The 15,490-nt window shown below is 32.9% G+C and carries 15 protein-coding genes; 5 read left to right on the plus strand and 10 right to left on the minus strand.

The genetic code is table 11. From position 1 onward, the window contains the following. Window positions 1–7: 7 nt before the first annotated feature. A complete protein-coding gene (locus IEU88_RS10445; RefSeq protein ID WP_103373280.1) occupies window positions 8–862 on the minus strand; it encodes an anti-sigma factor in 855 nt (284 codons plus the stop codon). Then, a complete protein-coding gene (locus tag IEU88_RS10450; RefSeq protein ID WP_103373279.1) occupies window positions 852–1,421 on the minus strand; it encodes an RNA polymerase sigma factor in 570 nt (189 codons plus the stop codon). The genes IEU88_RS10445 and IEU88_RS10450 overlap by 11 nt, the downstream gene beginning before the upstream one ends. A 594-nt stretch (window positions 1,422–2,015) precedes the next feature. On the opposite strand from IEU88_RS10450, the gene IEU88_RS10455 reads away from it, so the two are divergent. The 3 genes from IEU88_RS10455 to IEU88_RS10465 all read left to right on the plus strand — a co-directional run bounded on the left by IEU88_RS10455 (window position 2,016) and on the right by IEU88_RS10465 (window position 5,995). Further along, window positions 2,016–3,536 carry an AbgT family transporter gene (locus tag IEU88_RS10455; RefSeq protein WP_103372721.1) on the plus strand — a complete coding sequence of 507 codons (1,521 nt, stop codon included), beginning with the start codon at window positions 2,016–2,018 and terminating at the stop codon, window positions 3,534–3,536. Between the two features lie 108 nt (window positions 3,537–3,644). Continuing rightward, window positions 3,645–5,162 carry an AbgT family transporter gene (locus IEU88_RS10460; RefSeq protein ID WP_103372720.1) on the plus strand — a complete coding sequence of 506 codons (1,518 nt, stop codon included), beginning with the start codon at window positions 3,645–3,647 and terminating at the stop codon, window positions 5,160–5,162. A gap of 98 nt (window positions 5,163–5,260) precedes the next feature. Beyond that, window positions 5,261–5,995 (plus strand): NAD-dependent protein deacylase, encoded by a 735-nt coding sequence (locus IEU88_RS10465; RefSeq protein ID WP_096808114.1) that lies wholly within the window; start codon window positions 5,261–5,263, stop codon window positions 5,993–5,995. A 234-nt stretch (window positions 5,996–6,229) separates the two neighbouring features. Here IEU88_RS10465 and IEU88_RS10470 read toward each other — a convergent pair whose 3' ends face one another. The 4 genes from IEU88_RS10470 to IEU88_RS10485 are packed head-to-tail and all read right to left on the minus strand — an operon-like array spanning window position 6,230 to window position 11,071. Continuing rightward, window positions 6,230–6,796: a cytidylate kinase-like family protein gene (locus IEU88_RS10470; protein WP_103372719.1), complete on the minus strand. Its 567-nt coding sequence runs from the start codon at window positions 6,794–6,796 to the stop codon at window positions 6,230–6,232. Window positions 6,797–6,819: 23 nt separating this feature from the next. Beyond that, window positions 6,820–8,226, minus strand: coding sequence for a glycoside hydrolase family 1 protein (locus tag IEU88_RS10475; RefSeq protein WP_103372718.1), 1,407 nt, complete (start codon window positions 8,224–8,226; stop codon window positions 6,820–6,822). 34 nt (window positions 8,227–8,260) lie between these two features. Continuing rightward, the gene (locus tag IEU88_RS10480) at window positions 8,261–10,147 is read right to left on the minus strand and encodes a beta-glucoside-specific PTS transporter subunit IIABC (RefSeq protein ID WP_103372717.1); all 1,887 of its coding nucleotides are present in this window, start codon (window positions 10,145–10,147) and stop codon (window positions 8,261–8,263) included. A gap of 33 nt (window positions 10,148–10,180) precedes the next feature. Continuing rightward, the gene (locus tag IEU88_RS10485; protein ID WP_103372716.1) at window positions 10,181–11,071 is read right to left on the minus strand and encodes a LysR family transcriptional regulator; all 891 of its coding nucleotides are present in this window, start codon (window positions 11,069–11,071) and stop codon (window positions 10,181–10,183) included. A gap of 149 nt (window positions 11,072–11,220) precedes the next feature. On the opposite strand from IEU88_RS10485, the gene IEU88_RS10490 reads away from it, so the two are divergent. Beyond that, window positions 11,221–11,991, plus strand: coding sequence for a sulfite exporter TauE/SafE family protein (locus tag IEU88_RS10490; protein WP_103372715.1), 771 nt, complete (start codon window positions 11,221–11,223; stop codon window positions 11,989–11,991). A 191-nt stretch (window positions 11,992–12,182) separates the two neighbouring features. Here the strand turns inward: IEU88_RS10490 and IEU88_RS10495 are convergent, their stop codons facing one another. The 3 genes from IEU88_RS10495 to IEU88_RS10505 are packed head-to-tail and all read right to left on the minus strand — an operon-like array spanning window position 12,183 to window position 14,498. Next, window positions 12,183–12,743 carry an HD-GYP domain-containing protein gene (locus tag IEU88_RS10495; RefSeq protein ID WP_103372714.1) on the minus strand — a complete coding sequence of 187 codons (561 nt, stop codon included), beginning with the start codon at window positions 12,741–12,743 and terminating at the stop codon, window positions 12,183–12,185. Next, on the minus strand, window positions 12,733–13,599 hold the full coding sequence (locus IEU88_RS10500; protein ID WP_103372713.1) for a Sir2 family NAD-dependent protein deacetylase: 867 nt from the start codon (window positions 13,597–13,599) through the stop codon (window positions 12,733–12,735). The genes IEU88_RS10495 and IEU88_RS10500 overlap by 11 nt, the downstream gene beginning before the upstream one ends. Window positions 13,600–13,619: 20 nt before the next feature. Further along, on the minus strand, window positions 13,620–14,498 hold the full coding sequence (locus tag IEU88_RS10505) for an SIR2 family NAD-dependent protein deacylase (protein WP_103372712.1): 879 nt from the start codon (window positions 14,496–14,498) through the stop codon (window positions 13,620–13,622). Window positions 14,499–14,609: 111 nt separating this feature from the next. Here IEU88_RS10505 and IEU88_RS10510 point away from each other — a divergent pair, with 111 nt between their 5' ends. Beyond that, window positions 14,610–14,939 carry a winged helix-turn-helix transcriptional regulator gene (locus IEU88_RS10510; RefSeq protein ID WP_096808105.1) on the plus strand — a complete coding sequence of 110 codons (330 nt, stop codon included), beginning with the start codon at window positions 14,610–14,612 and terminating at the stop codon, window positions 14,937–14,939. A gap of 66 nt (window positions 14,940–15,005) precedes the next feature. Here IEU88_RS10510 and IEU88_RS10515 read toward each other — a convergent pair whose 3' ends face one another. Continuing rightward, window positions 15,006–15,470 (minus strand): Lrp/AsnC family transcriptional regulator, encoded by a 465-nt coding sequence (locus IEU88_RS10515; RefSeq protein ID WP_103372711.1) that lies wholly within the window; start codon window positions 15,468–15,470, stop codon window positions 15,006–15,008. Between the last annotated feature and the right edge of the window lie 20 nt (window positions 15,471–15,490).

Below are 15,490 nucleotides of genomic sequence, written 5' to 3' on the forward strand. Positions count from 1 at the left end.
TATTTTATTAAATTTTATTACTCGCCATAATCATTTGTCCCTTAGGCTCATTATTATTTGGTGAAGGTTCTAACGTAAGTGCAATCGTGTCATTCTCATCTACATCCATATCGCTTAAATCAAATACAACCATACCTTTATCATTCTTCGTTGCAAATGTGCCTGCAGGATAAGGTTTATTATCTTTGATTACCCAAACTTGATAGACTTCATTACCTTTTGTAGCTTCAATGTCGTTGGCTTCAACCATTAATTTACTATGTGTTTTATTACTGGATACGTAAGCTTGACCTTGTGTCTTATCTTCATCCATAGATTTCAAATTGATGGATTGAGCGTCATTCGTATTAATCATTGGAGTAGATTGGTTTTGCGATTCCTTTTGTTTAAAGTATTGAACACCATTTCCTATCAAAGATAATAATAATAATGCCGCCATAATGCCTACAGAAATCCGTCGGAACAAAGGTATTTTAGGTTTTTTATCATCGTTTTGTTTAGGTGATGTCGTTGGCTTTTTATATTGATGTGTTTCGCTTGAATCGCCCATACCACCTTTATATGATTGTGCAGCAGTTAAATGGTTATCATCCTCTTTATCCTGTTGTTTTTCAACTTCTGAATTTGTATCAGCACCATTTTCTTCGTTTAAAACTGACTCTAAGATTCTTTGTTTCATACCCGTCGGAGGGTCAACTTCTTTATTACTGTAAGGAAGAGTTTGATGAAGAACATTAATACTATCTAAAGTTTCTTTGCTTTCAGATGACATATTCAATTCTTGTTCAACTTGCGCTTTTTCACTTTCACTTAACTTATCATTGAAATATTCATATATTTTATCAACTTTGTTATCTTTCATTTTCTTCACTCTCCCTTCTCAAAAACTTTTTAATATAGTTATTTAAATGTTGTATTGATAATCTCAGTCTACTTTTCACAGTACCTAAAGGCATTTTTAATTTATCTGCAATTTCTTGTTGGCTCAACCCCTTGTAATAAAATAAGGATATAATCTTCTGTTGGTCTTTGTTCAAATATGAGAGCATTTTCTGTATTTCCTCAGAACATTCCTTATCTAATAAATCATATTCAGGTAAACTACTCGTTTGGATACCTTGAAATGTTTCATCAAATTGGCTTTCTACGACCTTTCTTTTTCTAACAATATCAATCGCTCCATTACGACATAACGTAATAAGCCAAGTTGATAACTTGCCCCTTTCTGGTTTAAAAATTGCTTTTTGATGCCAAATTTTCATGAAAATATCTTGTAAAATTTCTTCACTAGATTGCTTATCTTGTGTAATTTTGTAAGCCAAATTAAATAATACTGACTCGTAACGATCGTATAGAATTTCTAGACACTTACTATCTCTTTTTTCTACGATCATTTTATATAGATCATTTTCATCTTGCATGCCTTCCCCTCCTTATTATAAAACCATCTGCAATACGCATTTTAATGAATATATTACCTTTCAATAAAAGTACGTAATTTTAAAACAAAAAGTTCATCTTAATAGATGAACTTTTGCTTATTTCTGATTATCAAAATAATTAACATTTGATACTCACTTTAATAAATCTACATTTCATCATAACTTATTATAAGAAATAATGTGTAGATATTATTTTCAAAATTTTTAAATTTTTTTGTGCAATATTATATATTTTTGAGGACTGTATTAAGTAGGCTTTCATAACTTAATATATTTTTTAATAATACTATTTAATCTAACTGCTGAATCACTTTATAAAAATCATTATTTAAAATGTATTTACTTTTAATTTGTCTTTATATCCCATATAAAACATTTATTATTGTGCTTAGCTTTCTGACTCGTTATTTTACTTAACAAACAATAATTAACGCTAGAGATGTCATTGTTTCATAAACAATAGTTTTTAACTTTAATATATGATGTATTTAACGTTTAAAAAATCAAATAATTCTGAATTTTATCTGTTATAATAATATCTTAATTTAATTTTTATGGGAGGTTTAAAATGATATGATGAAACGAATATCTATTAATATTCTAACTAGAGTTGAGCGTGCAGGTAATAAATTACCTGACCCTAGTATGCTTTTCTTCTTGTTATGTCTCATTGTGCTTGGTTTATCTTGGGTTTTATCTTTATTTAATGTCCAAGCCACACAACCAACAAATAATAAAACAATTCATGTGGTCAATTTGCTAAATTGGGAAGGTCTAACGAAAATATTAACAGAAACCATAAACAACTTCGTAACCTTTCCAGCCTTAGGTATGGTCTTAGTTGTTATGATTGGTATGGGACTTGCTGAAAAGACTGGGTATTTTGAACATTTATTACATAGTGTTGTCGATAAGACGCCACATAAACTTGTATTACCATTTTTAATTTTAATATCTATTTTAGGCAACGCTGCAGGTGGCGCTGCGCCTATGATTATGCCAATGCTTACGGCAATGATTTTTATTAAACTAGGCTATCATCCAATTTCTGGATTAATTATGAGTTATGCTGCAGTTGAAGTAGGTTATGGGGCAAATTTAATCATAGGCCTAGACGATGCGTTATCATTTTCATTTACACAATCTGCACTAAAATTATTTGAGGGCGATATATCAATTAATGTAGCAATGAATTGGTTCTTTATGTCTATATCGACTTTTTTATTAGTCCCAATTATCTATATCTTAGCGAAAAAAGTGACCATACCCCGTTTTCAAAATTTAAGTATAGATAAAGATACAGACGTTAGCGTAGATAAGAAAACATTTACTACGCAAGAGGGTAAAGCACTGTTATGGTCGAACTGGATGTTAGTGTTATGGTTGGTATGTATCGTTGTTATAGCCATACCTAAACATAGCTTTTTAAGAAATAATGAAACTGGACAATTGCTCGTAGACTCACCTTTAATGAACGGCTTTGGTGTGATACTCTTAATTACTTTTGCTATTCCTGGTATTATTTATGGAATTAAAAGCGGAAAAATACAAAATAGTAAATCATTAGGTAAAATACTGACACAAAGTATGTCTGATATGAGTAGTTTCATTATTGTTATTTTCTTTGCCGCACAATTATTGGCTTTCTTTGATTGGAGTCATATCGGTCAAGTTATTGCGATTAATGGCGCTAAATTACTACAACACCAAAGCGGTGTCACCTTAATTATTGGATTAATTCTACTTACAGCAACAATCAATATTTTTATGGGTAGTGCTTCCGCCAAATGGGGCATCTTGGCGCCGATATTCATCCCAATGTTTGCAACTTTAGGTTTTCATCCTGCATTTACCCAAATGGTTTATAGAATTGGTGATTCGATCACCAATCCGATTACGCCTATGATTCCGTACCTTCCCTTCTTATTAACTGTCGCACGTAAATATAATAAGAAAATTGCACTCGGTACCTTAATTGCAAATTTATTACCATATAGTATTATTGGCGGGCTCATTTGGACTATCTTTATGATCATTTGGTATTTACTCGGTATACCTGTAGGGCCAGGCGGACCGATTCATTTAGGTGATTAAATATTTTAATAAGATCGGTTTAACCTAAATTGTACTAACAAAAGTGATTGAAATTCTTAGCTTTTGGTTTAAAATCATTAGTATAACTATCGGGAAAGAAGTGGTTTTATGAAAAATAATAAAGTTACTCATTATTTAAGTAAAATTGAATACTTAGGTAACAAACTCCCTCATCCTGTAACTATATTTTTAATTTTTACTGTTATCTTATTTATTTTGTCACATATTTTATACACCTTAGATATAACGGTTGATTTTAAAGGTATCAATCCAGACAACAATAAAGTAGAAAACCAAACCATTCATGTTATTAGTCTACTTACTTCCTCTGGTATTTCTCATGTATTTACGAATGTCGTTGAGAATTTCACCTCGTTTGTTGCGCTTGGCCCCGTGCTAGTTGCCATGTTAGGTGTTGGCGTAGCAGAAAAAACCGGTTACCTTGGTGCATTTATCCAAAAATCTGTAGCTAATGCCCCAAAATCGCTCATTACGCCTACGATTGTATTACTAGGTATATTATCAAATATAGCCGCTTCAGTAGGGTATGTTGTTTTAGTACCACTCGGGGCCTTGGTCTTCTTATCATTTAATAGACACCCTATCGCTGGTTTGGCAGCTGCTTTTAGTGGGGTTGCTGGTGGGTATTCTGCTAACCTATTTTTAGGTACTAATGACCCCATTTTAAGTGGTATGACAACAGAAGCAGCACAAATTATAAATCCAAATTATATTGTCAATGCTACGGACAATTGGTTTTTTATGTTTGTATCTACTTTTTTAATCGTTATCATTGGTACATTCATTACTGATAAAATAGTCGAACCTAGTTTAGGGAAATACGATTCACCTAAACATACAACGTTTAATGAAATTAATAACAAAGCTTTCAAATGGGCAAATATCTCATTAGCAATTGTGCTTGTTATAATAGGGTTGATGGTTGTGCCATCCAACGGTATTTTAAGAGGTGACAACGGGAATTTTATAGACTCTCCGTTTATACATAGTATTATATTTTCTATGATGCTGATCTTTTTAATACCAGGTATTGTTTATGGCATCATTGATCACAAGATTAAAAACGATAAAGATGCTGTTAGATTAATGAGTGATTCGTTAACAACTATGTCTGAGTTTATTGTCTTAATCTTTTTTGCTGCTCAATTTGTAGCTTTATTTGAATATACAAATATTGGCACAGTGCTATCTGTAAATGGCGCTGAATTATTAAAATCCTTGCATGTTAATGGGTTAACAGCGTTAATTATATTAATATTGATGACCACAATGATCAATATACTGATGGCTGCTGATTCTGCAAAATGGGCTTTAATGGCACCGATTTTTATACCAATGTTTATGCAGTTAGGTGTTACTCCAGAAGTAACTCAAGTCGCCTATCGTATTGGTGATTCGGCTACGAATATCATTTCACCATTAATGCCGTTTTTCCCTTATATCGTTTCTGTAGCTGAAAAATACAATAAACATAACGGCATTGGTACTGTGGTATCCGTTATGCTACCGTATTCAATTGTTATTTTAGTTTTATGGACAATTTTATTTATCATTTGGTATCTATTAGGTATACCTGTGGGGCCTGGTACAAATACTACAATATAAAAACTAAGATATATTTATATTTTCAAAAATTGACGTAAGTGTAATCAAAGGATTTGCAAAATTCGGTCAGACGTTACTATTCTAATGGAGTGATAGACATGAATCAGAAAATTGAACAATTAAGGGGTATTATAGATAATGCTGATAAAATCACGTTTTTCACAGGTGCAGGTATATCTGTGGCAAGTGGCATCCCTGACTTTCGTTCTATTGGCGGTTTATATGATGAAATTTCAAAAAATGGTTACTCCCCAGAGTACCTATTAAGTGAAGATTATTTTAAAAATGAGCCAGAAGGTTTTATTCGTTTTTGTCATCAGTATTTACTATTTGCTGATAAAGAACCGAATGTCGTACATCAATGGATTGCTCAACTTGAAAGAGATCATCAATCACTAGGTGTTATTACACAGAATATTGATGGCTTACATTCGGATGCTGGCAGTACCCAAACGGATGAACTACATGGCACATTAAATCGATTTTATTGTCTGCAATGCGATCAAAAATATACAAAACCCTATGTCATTGATAAACAATTACATCAATGTGAAATGTGTGGCAGTATCATTAGACCCGACATCGTGCTTTACGGAGAAACGCTAAATCAAGACACTATCTTTGATGCGCTACACAAGATTAAAGCGGCAGACACTTTAGTAGTCTTAGGTTCTTCGCTTGTCGTTCAGCCTGCCGCTGGTCTTATTTCAAATTTTGATGGCAAAAACTTAATCATTATTAATAGAGACCCTACACCTTACGATAACGATGCAGATTTAGTGATTCAAGATGATATGATTTCAGTCATAAACAATCTAAACGATATATCATAGTTTTTGTAGAAATCGAGCAAAATCGTGTATTCTAAAATATAATCAATTCGTAAATGATAACTATGTTAAAGATAAGGCATCATCAGCATCTTGCATTTAGCGAGTGATTACTGATGATGCCTCAATTCAATTTTCTTTTCCATATAATACGCTGGAAACAATTATTCTAACCAATCATATATTTTGGGTTATACCTATTGAAGAATTAAGTATCATAAACGGTAAATTTTAAAGTTACTGTAAAGCACTCTTTATAATATCGACACAAATTGACATATCTAGCGCATTACCAGTCAAAGTATCTGAATTCAGACATAAGTCATATTCACTTAATTCAGCTCTTGTGATATCTGTATATTGTTGATAAAACGCTGCACGTGATTGCTCTTGTTGTTGAATAAATGCTTTTGCGTTTTCTTCACTTTGGCCTGCAATTTTAACTGCTCGTTCAATTTTCTTAGCAATATCAGGTGCGTAAACATATACATTTAAGAATGAAACTGCATCTTTTAATATATAATCTGCGCCTCTTTCCATTAGTATACATGGCCCTTTATGCACGATATTTAAAATGACCGTCTGATAGCCATCAATGATTTTTTCTATATCTATTTCCGCTACTTCACCATATTGATCAAAGTTATGTAGAACCTGTGTGTCAATTTCAAGGTATTTAGCAGTTTCATTTAATAAATCTACCTCGCCATAAAATGGAATGTCTAATGTTTCTGCTAACTGTCTAGCAATTAAACGCGCGCCACTTCCGTATTCACTTGTGAATACTATATATTGTCTTCCCATTTTTCCACCTCTATGATTTCATGTTATTCAAACTTTAATGAAGCTCCATTTGTCTTAATTACTTTTTGATACCAATAAAATGAATCTTTTTTATATCTATTATAAGTGCCGTTGCCATCATCATCGACGTCTACATATATAAAGCCATACCGTTTTTTCATTTCACCGGTGCTTGCAGAAATAATATCGAAAGGACCCCACATCGCATATGCCATGACAGGTACCCCGTCTATCTCAATTGCTTTTTCCAGTTCTAGAAGATGTTTTTTTAAGTATTCTATACGATACATATCACGTACACTACCGTCTTGTTCAACTTTATCTACTGCACCTAAACCATTCTCTACAATCATTAACGGCAATTGGTAACGATCATACAATAAATTTAAAATATATCTTAAACCTGAAGGATCGATAGACCATCCCCAATCGCTTGTATCTAAAGTCGGATTTTTATAACCTGTTTTCACACCGTTTAACCCAACAAATTTTAAAGGTGTATCTTCTCCCACAACGTGACTTAAATAATAACTAAATGAAATAAAATCAACAGTACCAGCACGAAGTTCGTCTAAGTCTCCATCTTCAATTGGCAGCGTAATATGGTTTCTTTCAAACTCTTTTATTTTATAATTTGGATAGTAGCCACGGCATTGAACATCAGCGTAAAAAAGCATCTGATGCATAAATTGGGTTGTACGAATGACGTCAGCAGGATCGGGACTCGCTGGATATGCAATATGTCCGTTATACATCATACCAACTTGATATACTCCGCTCATATCGTGAGCAAGTTGGACTGCCTTGGCACTTGCCAGAAACTGGTGATACGCAGCAGTCATCCTAGCTTGTTCAGTATCTTCTTGAATGCCACCAGCCATCCAAGGTTTCGTTGACATCACATTAATTTCATTAAAGGTAATCCAATATTTCACTTTTCCCTGATAACGTTTGAACACTGTTTCACAGTAATTCATAAAATAATCTACAACCTCACGGCTCAACCATGAACCATATTTTTGTAAACCTAATGGCGTTTCAAAATGGGACAACGTGACAATTGGTTCTATATTGTACTTCAAGCATAAATCAAATATATTATCATAAAATTGCAACCCTGCCTCATTCGGTTCAGCATCGTCGCCGTTTGGAAAAATTCTAGACCACGCAATAGACATTCGATAACATTCAAAACCCATTTCAGCAAAGAGTTTAATATCTTCTTCATAACGTTCATAGTGATTTACACCATGATGACTAGGGTAATGTTTTGTCTCATCAATAGTTTGAGTTACTTCTCTTGGCTGTCCATATTTCGATGACGTCATGACGTCAGCAGTGCTCAAGCCTTTACCATCTTGATTATATGCGCCTTCGCATTGATTTGCAGCAGTCGCCCCGCCCCACATAAATGATTTAGGAAAACTCATAATATACCTTCTTTCTATTATTTTTATATCTATTTCAGCTAATATTTATTATTTTTTCGCCATGTGTCATAGTTTGATTTACTATGGTTTCCACATCATCAAATTCCGCAGTATTCGTGATAATAACTGGCGTTGTCGTTTCGTAACCAGCATCATTGATTTGTTTAGAATCAAATTCCAATAATAGCTGTCCTTGCTTAATTTCTTGACCGTTTTCAACTTGTGGAAAATAAAATTGGCCATTTAATTCGACAGTATCTAGTCCCACATGTATTAAAATTTCTACACCCTCATCACTCGTAATACCTATCGCATGATGACTATCTAACAGTGCTGTAATCGTGCCGTCAACTGGCGCATAAACCTTACCTTCTGTCGGCTTAATCGCTACGCCTTTGCCTAACAGTTCAGCAGCAAACGTAGGGTCATTGACTTCATTGAGTGGAATAACCTCCCCAGTTATAGGTGCATTTACGTGAGCTCCTGTAAATGTATCTTTATCAGCAATTTGGTTATTATCTGAAGCGTTGTGCTGTTCTTCTACGTCTAAAGTTTCTTCATTAATACCAAGGGTTAATGAAATTAAAAATGCAACGACGAAGGCAATGATAATACCGATAATGGCATGAATTAAAACGCCAAAACCATCTGGTCCAATATAACCTGGTATCGATAAAATGCCTGGTGGTATCTGCGCAAATCTTCCTACTCCTGTGATACCATAATACAAACCACCTACACCGCCACCAATCATAGCAGCAACCAGTGGTCGTTTATATCTTAAATTGACACCATAGAGTACTGGTTCAGTAATACCGAAAATCGCAGTGAAACTTGTTGAACTAGCTAATGTTTTTAATTCTTTATTTTTAGTTCTAAAAACAATTGCAAAAGCAGCTCCTGCCTGTGCTAAATTGGATACAAACATACCAGGGCCAGCGATTGGGTCAAAGTTTTTAGAAGCAAGTTCGTTAATTCCTAATGAAATTAGAGCATAATGCATACCAGTCATAACAAGTAGTGGCATAAATAATCCAACTAATGTAGGAACTAACCAACCTACATGAACATTCAACGTTGCAAAAACGTAACTTAAACCAATTCCTAAATAGTTCCCAATCGGTCCTAAGACAATCAGTGTTACGATGGCTACAATAAGAATCGTAAACATAGGCACTAATACAATCTTAATGGCTTTAGGTATAAACTTATTAAGTTGTTTTTCTACAAAACTCATAAACCAAATAGCAAGTATGATTGGAATAACTGTTGAAGCATAATCAACTAAACCCACAGGCATCCCTAAAAAGGAAACACCCTCTCCTGAAGATTTTCCTTCTTTCACTATTTGAATAAATGCTGGATGCAGCAATACACCTCCGATAACAATGGCAATATATTGATTAACATTAAATTTTTTCGCTGCAGAAACAGCTAAAATAACCGGTAAGAAATAAAATCCAGCATCGCCTAGTATGGTTAATATTCTATGGACAGCTGTATCTGAATTGGTTAACTTAAAGGTGTCAATAATCGCAATTAATGCTTTGATCATACCTGAACCAGCTAATACAGGGATAATAGGTGTAAATATGCTAGCAATCACGTCTAACAATTTAATAAATATATTTCTATTATCTACTTCGTCTTCCCTGTCATTGTTATGATTGTCTTCCAAGTTACCTTCTTTCATTAAATTCTTATAAACATCTTCTACCTCGTTACCGATAACTACTTGATATTGCCCTCCCTTATCTACAGCATCAATAACTTCTTTCATTTGTTTAATCGATTCATTGTCTACCTTGCTTTGTTCATACAATGTAAACCTTAGCCTTGTAGCACAATGTGTTACATGTTTAATATTTTCTTTACCGCCAACATGTTTTAAAACATCTTTGGCCACTTTTTGATAATTCATATTTGCACCACCTAGTTGTTAACGCTTACAATTTCAATTAAAATTTTTTCCCTTAATAAAGTCATTAAATTGTCTTACAATTTGTTTCCTAAATTCTGTATCTTTTTGTACAATCCAAAAATCTCTACTTAAGTTTAAGTTAGTCACATTAATATTTCCTAGCACACCTAATGCTAATTCACGTTCTACTGCAATTTTCGGTAGAAAACTAATCCCTAAATTTGCTTCTACCGCACTTTTAATTGTTTGTATGCTGCCTAATTCCATAAATGATTGAGCATAGGTCATATTGTGTCTTTCTAACTCATTCTTTATAATTTTCCTCATCCCAGACATTTTTTCCCTAACTATAAATTGTTCTTTAAGTAAATCGCTTAATTCTACTGAATCTTGTTTCAATAATTTATTTTGACTTGAGCATATTGCGATTAAATTGTCTTCTGCAAATTTATATACATCATATTTTTCTATTTGGAAAACACCTTCGACTAATGCAACATCTACTTCATTTAAATTTAATTTTTCAAGAACTGATGGTGTATTACCAATGGATAATTCAATTTGTATATTCGTATTTTGCTTTTTAAACTCACTGATAACTTGAGGTAATAAATATTCTCCTATAGTAAAGCTGGCTCCAATAACCAGCCTATGATTTTGCTCATTGAGTTCATTCTGTATTTCTTGAAATGCAATTTCATTTATTCTAATTAATTCTTTTGCAAACGGGTAAAATGTTTCGCCTGCTTTAGTTAGTTTTAGTTTTCGCTCATTACGATCAAATAATGTCACGTTATAATAATTTTCTAACTGCTTCATTTGTTTCGTTACAGCTGGTTGAGAAATAAAATAGTTTTGTGCAGCTTGAGTAAAACTTTTTGTTTCAGCAACATCACAAAATATCTTTATACTTTCAAGATTCACTTTCTCCCCTCCTCTTTAACCTTATATAAATTCTAACACGAGTTTGATACTATATAGCATTCCTTCTAGTAATAGGCTATAACTAATCCTTATTTGAGTTTTGTCAAATCTACATGAGAAGATTAAGAAAAAATGATAGGGATGACAAAATGACTTTAAGTGTAATTTTGGTATTACTGTTGATCAGTATCTTTGCTGGCGCTTATGGCACTATTATTGGAGCTGGTGGGGGATTTATCTTTGTACCATTCTTATTGATATTATTTGATTTAGAACCTCGTATAGCTGCTGGTTCAGGACTTGTAATTGTTATGATTAACGCTATTATCGGTGCTATTGGTTATACTAAACAAAAAAAGATTGCTTTTAATCAAGGCATCACAATTGGTGTGAGTGCCATACCTGGCACGTTTATAGGGAGCTGGTTATTACAACACTATTTTTCTAATGCTTTTTATATAATTTTTGCAATATTATTAAGTGTGCTAGGATTCTTTTTACTTTTTAAAAATTTACCTATTAAATTTAACAAAAAGAAACCCGCACACACGTCTACTGCTTCACCTCCTTTTAGTTATTGGTATATACCTTTAGGGTTTTTGATGGGCGTTATATCTAATTACCTAGGAATCGGTGGTGGTTGGCTATTAGTACCTGTTCTCATATATGTTTTTAAAATGCATCCAAAAGAAGCCACCTCAACATCTGTATTTTCATTACTTATATATACAACTGTAGGCGCTATAACACAAATTTCGATTGGTAATTTAAACTGGATGATAGTGATTATTGGGGGGATAGGCATTGCTGTCGGTGCCAAAATCGGTCTGAAAATTGCCGAATTTATACCTGAAAGACGCATCATGCAACTGCTCTCAGCTGTTCTTATTATTATGGGTATTCGTATGTTTTTCATGTGATTTTTTAAATAAAGTTAAAAAAATACAACTAACTAAAAAATGATGGTTTCTACTGTATGTCAGTAAAAATCATCATTTTATTATATTTATATCTCATAGCAGCTCACTCATCTATTTTTTGACGATATTAATGAACATAGGAAGTCAACTGCGTTTTAGCTTACTATTAAACATCCTTATAACATAACTAACTACACATCATTTAAATATTGTGCAAGTTCAATAAGATCCAAACTTTGTTCATTTCTTAAAAAGTTTACATTTAAAGCACCGCTTCCTAACCTATAACGATCTAAGGCATCAGCATCTTTAAATATTTTGTATAGGTACAATGCTTTTTCCGGATCCTGTAGTTCCGATTTGAAGGAGGCTTGCGCTTCATTATCATCTTGATCATGATAAGCCATAATATAAGCAACTGTGTCATTGTATAGCAAGCCATGTTTTAGACAAGATGTTTTATAATATTTAGCCGCTCTCAAACCATGCCCTTTGTCCAGACCTTCGTCTAATCTTCTTGTATCATGGAACACTGAACACGTTGCAAGTTGCTCACACTGATCACTATCCAACTGCAATCGGTCAGCTAATATCAAATTATAAAACATAACTCTAGCGCTATGCTGTTGTGTATGCCAAATGCTATCAGTTAGCCAAAAATCCACAGATTGCATCATAAATCTTTCCCATTTTTTAAAGATATCACAACTACGTTGGCTTAAATACGTTTGTAAGGGTAAATTAATATTCATTTGTACACCCCTTACCTTGACGTTTGAAAGTCACTAACTCACTTAAATTGTGTGCTATATCCCCAGTTACAGATAACGATTTATCTTGAATTGCTAGTGGTATAAATATTTCTTGTGCTAAATTAAAAGTAATGTACACTACATTGTCCCTTTGTTGAATCCATTGCATTATTGGCGCTTTGATTAATTGATTCCGACTGCCTATGCCTAACTCTAGTACTACAATTTTCTCTTCCTTAGTCGTATGAATAAAATGTTCAAACGCTTGGGCTTGCAACTTCCAATCTTCTTGTTTGATAAAATAATGATTTGTCTCTATATGCATTGCCATTGGCCCGTGACATCGAGGGCATTTTGGTAGTATATTTAAAAGCGTTTGATCATCAAGATTATTATTTATCTTTAATAACAATTCACTTATATCGTATAATTTGTTATGACATGCGCGCGCACATTGTGCCGTCTTACAGTTACCTTCAATTTCAAAAATTTTTGAATTCTCAAAGCCTGAATATTCAAAGTGATTATCTATATTTGAAGTAATTACAAAATAATTTTTATCACTAATTAATTCATATAAATGTTTCATAACTTCACTTAATTGATAATCTGCTAAAAAATACTGATATAGTTTACTATAAAATTTCCAGTAAATAAGCTCACTCGGATAAGGGTAAAATAATCCCTCTACAATATTATGAATTAGATACTCCTGTTTGAATGATGAAAAATAATCATTAAAATTTTTATCGTCAGCAAAAATATGAAACCCCTCTGCTATCGACAAACCATTACTTGCGCTTATAAGTACTTTATCTGCAGATTCCAAATGTTGAGTAATATTTTCTGTAATCATATATGCTCCTTTAAAGTTAACTATAAATTAACGCTGTTTTCTAACGTTTGTCGATACTTTACACTATCTCCAAGCACTTGTTGAATATCTTCATGAATAGCCTGCCCTTTATTCTCCAATTTTTCCGGTAGAATAGCATCTTTAGGATTGATGGTAATATAATAAGCATTAGGCCACATATAAGTTAAATTCCAAAATGGTTCTTTTATAAACATTGGTGTCATTGGCCCCACACCCAACTCTAAAAACAATACACGTTTATGTTTTACCATTAACAAATACTCATTTAATTTTTCTAATTCATTTTTATATTTTGTACCTTCTAAAAAGACAAATGATCTTACCCATAATTCCATATTTCCTCCACAAGAAGGGCATATTGGAATATCATCAGAAGGTATTTGAGTGTCTATTATTTTAGTGCATAAGTTATGTGCTTCTTCTGAAAAATCATAAACTTGATCATGACAGCGTTGCGCACATTGGATATGTGTCCAATCACCTTGTATGGCGCTCACCTTCGTTTCAGGAAATACATGGTAAAATTGACGATCTTGATTGGTAGTCAAAATATAGTAATCCTTATTCTGAATTAATTCAAATAAATTTTCATATGGTTTAGCCATCGGAGCTTGTGAAACAAAATTAACTAACCTTGCTAGATAAGCCCATCTTTCCTCCAACGTTTGAAAACGATAATAAAACCCACCAAAAATACTATCTATACCATATTTAATAGCAAAATCTCCGAAATGTTCTCGAAAAGCAGCATTGTCTTCATACCAATTATAACCACCTGCAGCAGACATTCCTGATGCACCGCCGACAACAATAGCATCAGCTTGTTCTATTTTTTCAACTAATGTTTTTATATGCTGTTGGTATCTTTCAGAATACATAATTTTTCCTCCTTATACTTTACCGATTAGCAATTATAGTCTAAACTTTGGGTATCAACTCAACAAGTATGCACTTTTTATATATATACTATCTTAAAAGGAAGTGTAACCATGGAAAACACTCATCACCATAGTCATTTGAACGATACGTATTTTGATTACACGCTGTCGATTATCAATGGAAAATGGAAGCTAACCATTATTTACTATTTATCTACGTATGAAGTGGTACGTTTCAATCAACTCAAACGCTATTTAGGTAAAATCACATACAAAACGCTTAGTGACTCTTTAAAAGAATTAGAGCAAGATGGACTCGTAAACAGAAAAGCTTTCCCTCAAATCCCGCCTAAAGTGGAATATAGTCTAACTGAAAAAGGTAAATCCTTATGGCCAATTATTGAAAATATGTGTAGTTGGGGCGAACAAAACAAATACTAAATATTATGATTTAATTTTGCATATACAAATGGACGCTAACACTGTAAATAAATGTTAGCGTCCATACTATTTTTCCAAATGATTTAAATAATATTGCTCATTAAATTGTTCATCTTTTTTGAGTTGGTTAACTGATAAATACAAGGAGTAATTTCCATACTCTAACAATTTTTGTAATAACGCGTTCAACTTTTCATTCGAAGATACTTTAAACTTCAAATGATAACAACCATCGCCTGAAATGCTATGTGCTTCAATGATATCATTACAAGTCGTTACAAAATCAATAAAATGACCATGTTGTGTCGTCTCCATATATATTATTAAGAAACCCAGCATTCCATTTTTGATAGTTTCTTCGCTAATATTTATGGTATATGACTTTATAATACCTTCATCTTCCATTTTACGAATACGGTTACCTACTGCTTGACCTGTCATGTGTATCTGCTCTCCTATATCTTTCCATTGAGTACGTGAATGATTTGCTAGTATTTTCAATATTTGTATATCAGTACTATCTATTTTCATTGTTGGATTTCCTTTCATCA

Source organism: Staphylococcus nepalensis (genome assembly GCF_014635045.1).
Classification (GTDB): domain Bacteria; phylum Bacillota; class Bacilli; order Staphylococcales; family Staphylococcaceae; genus Staphylococcus; species Staphylococcus nepalensis.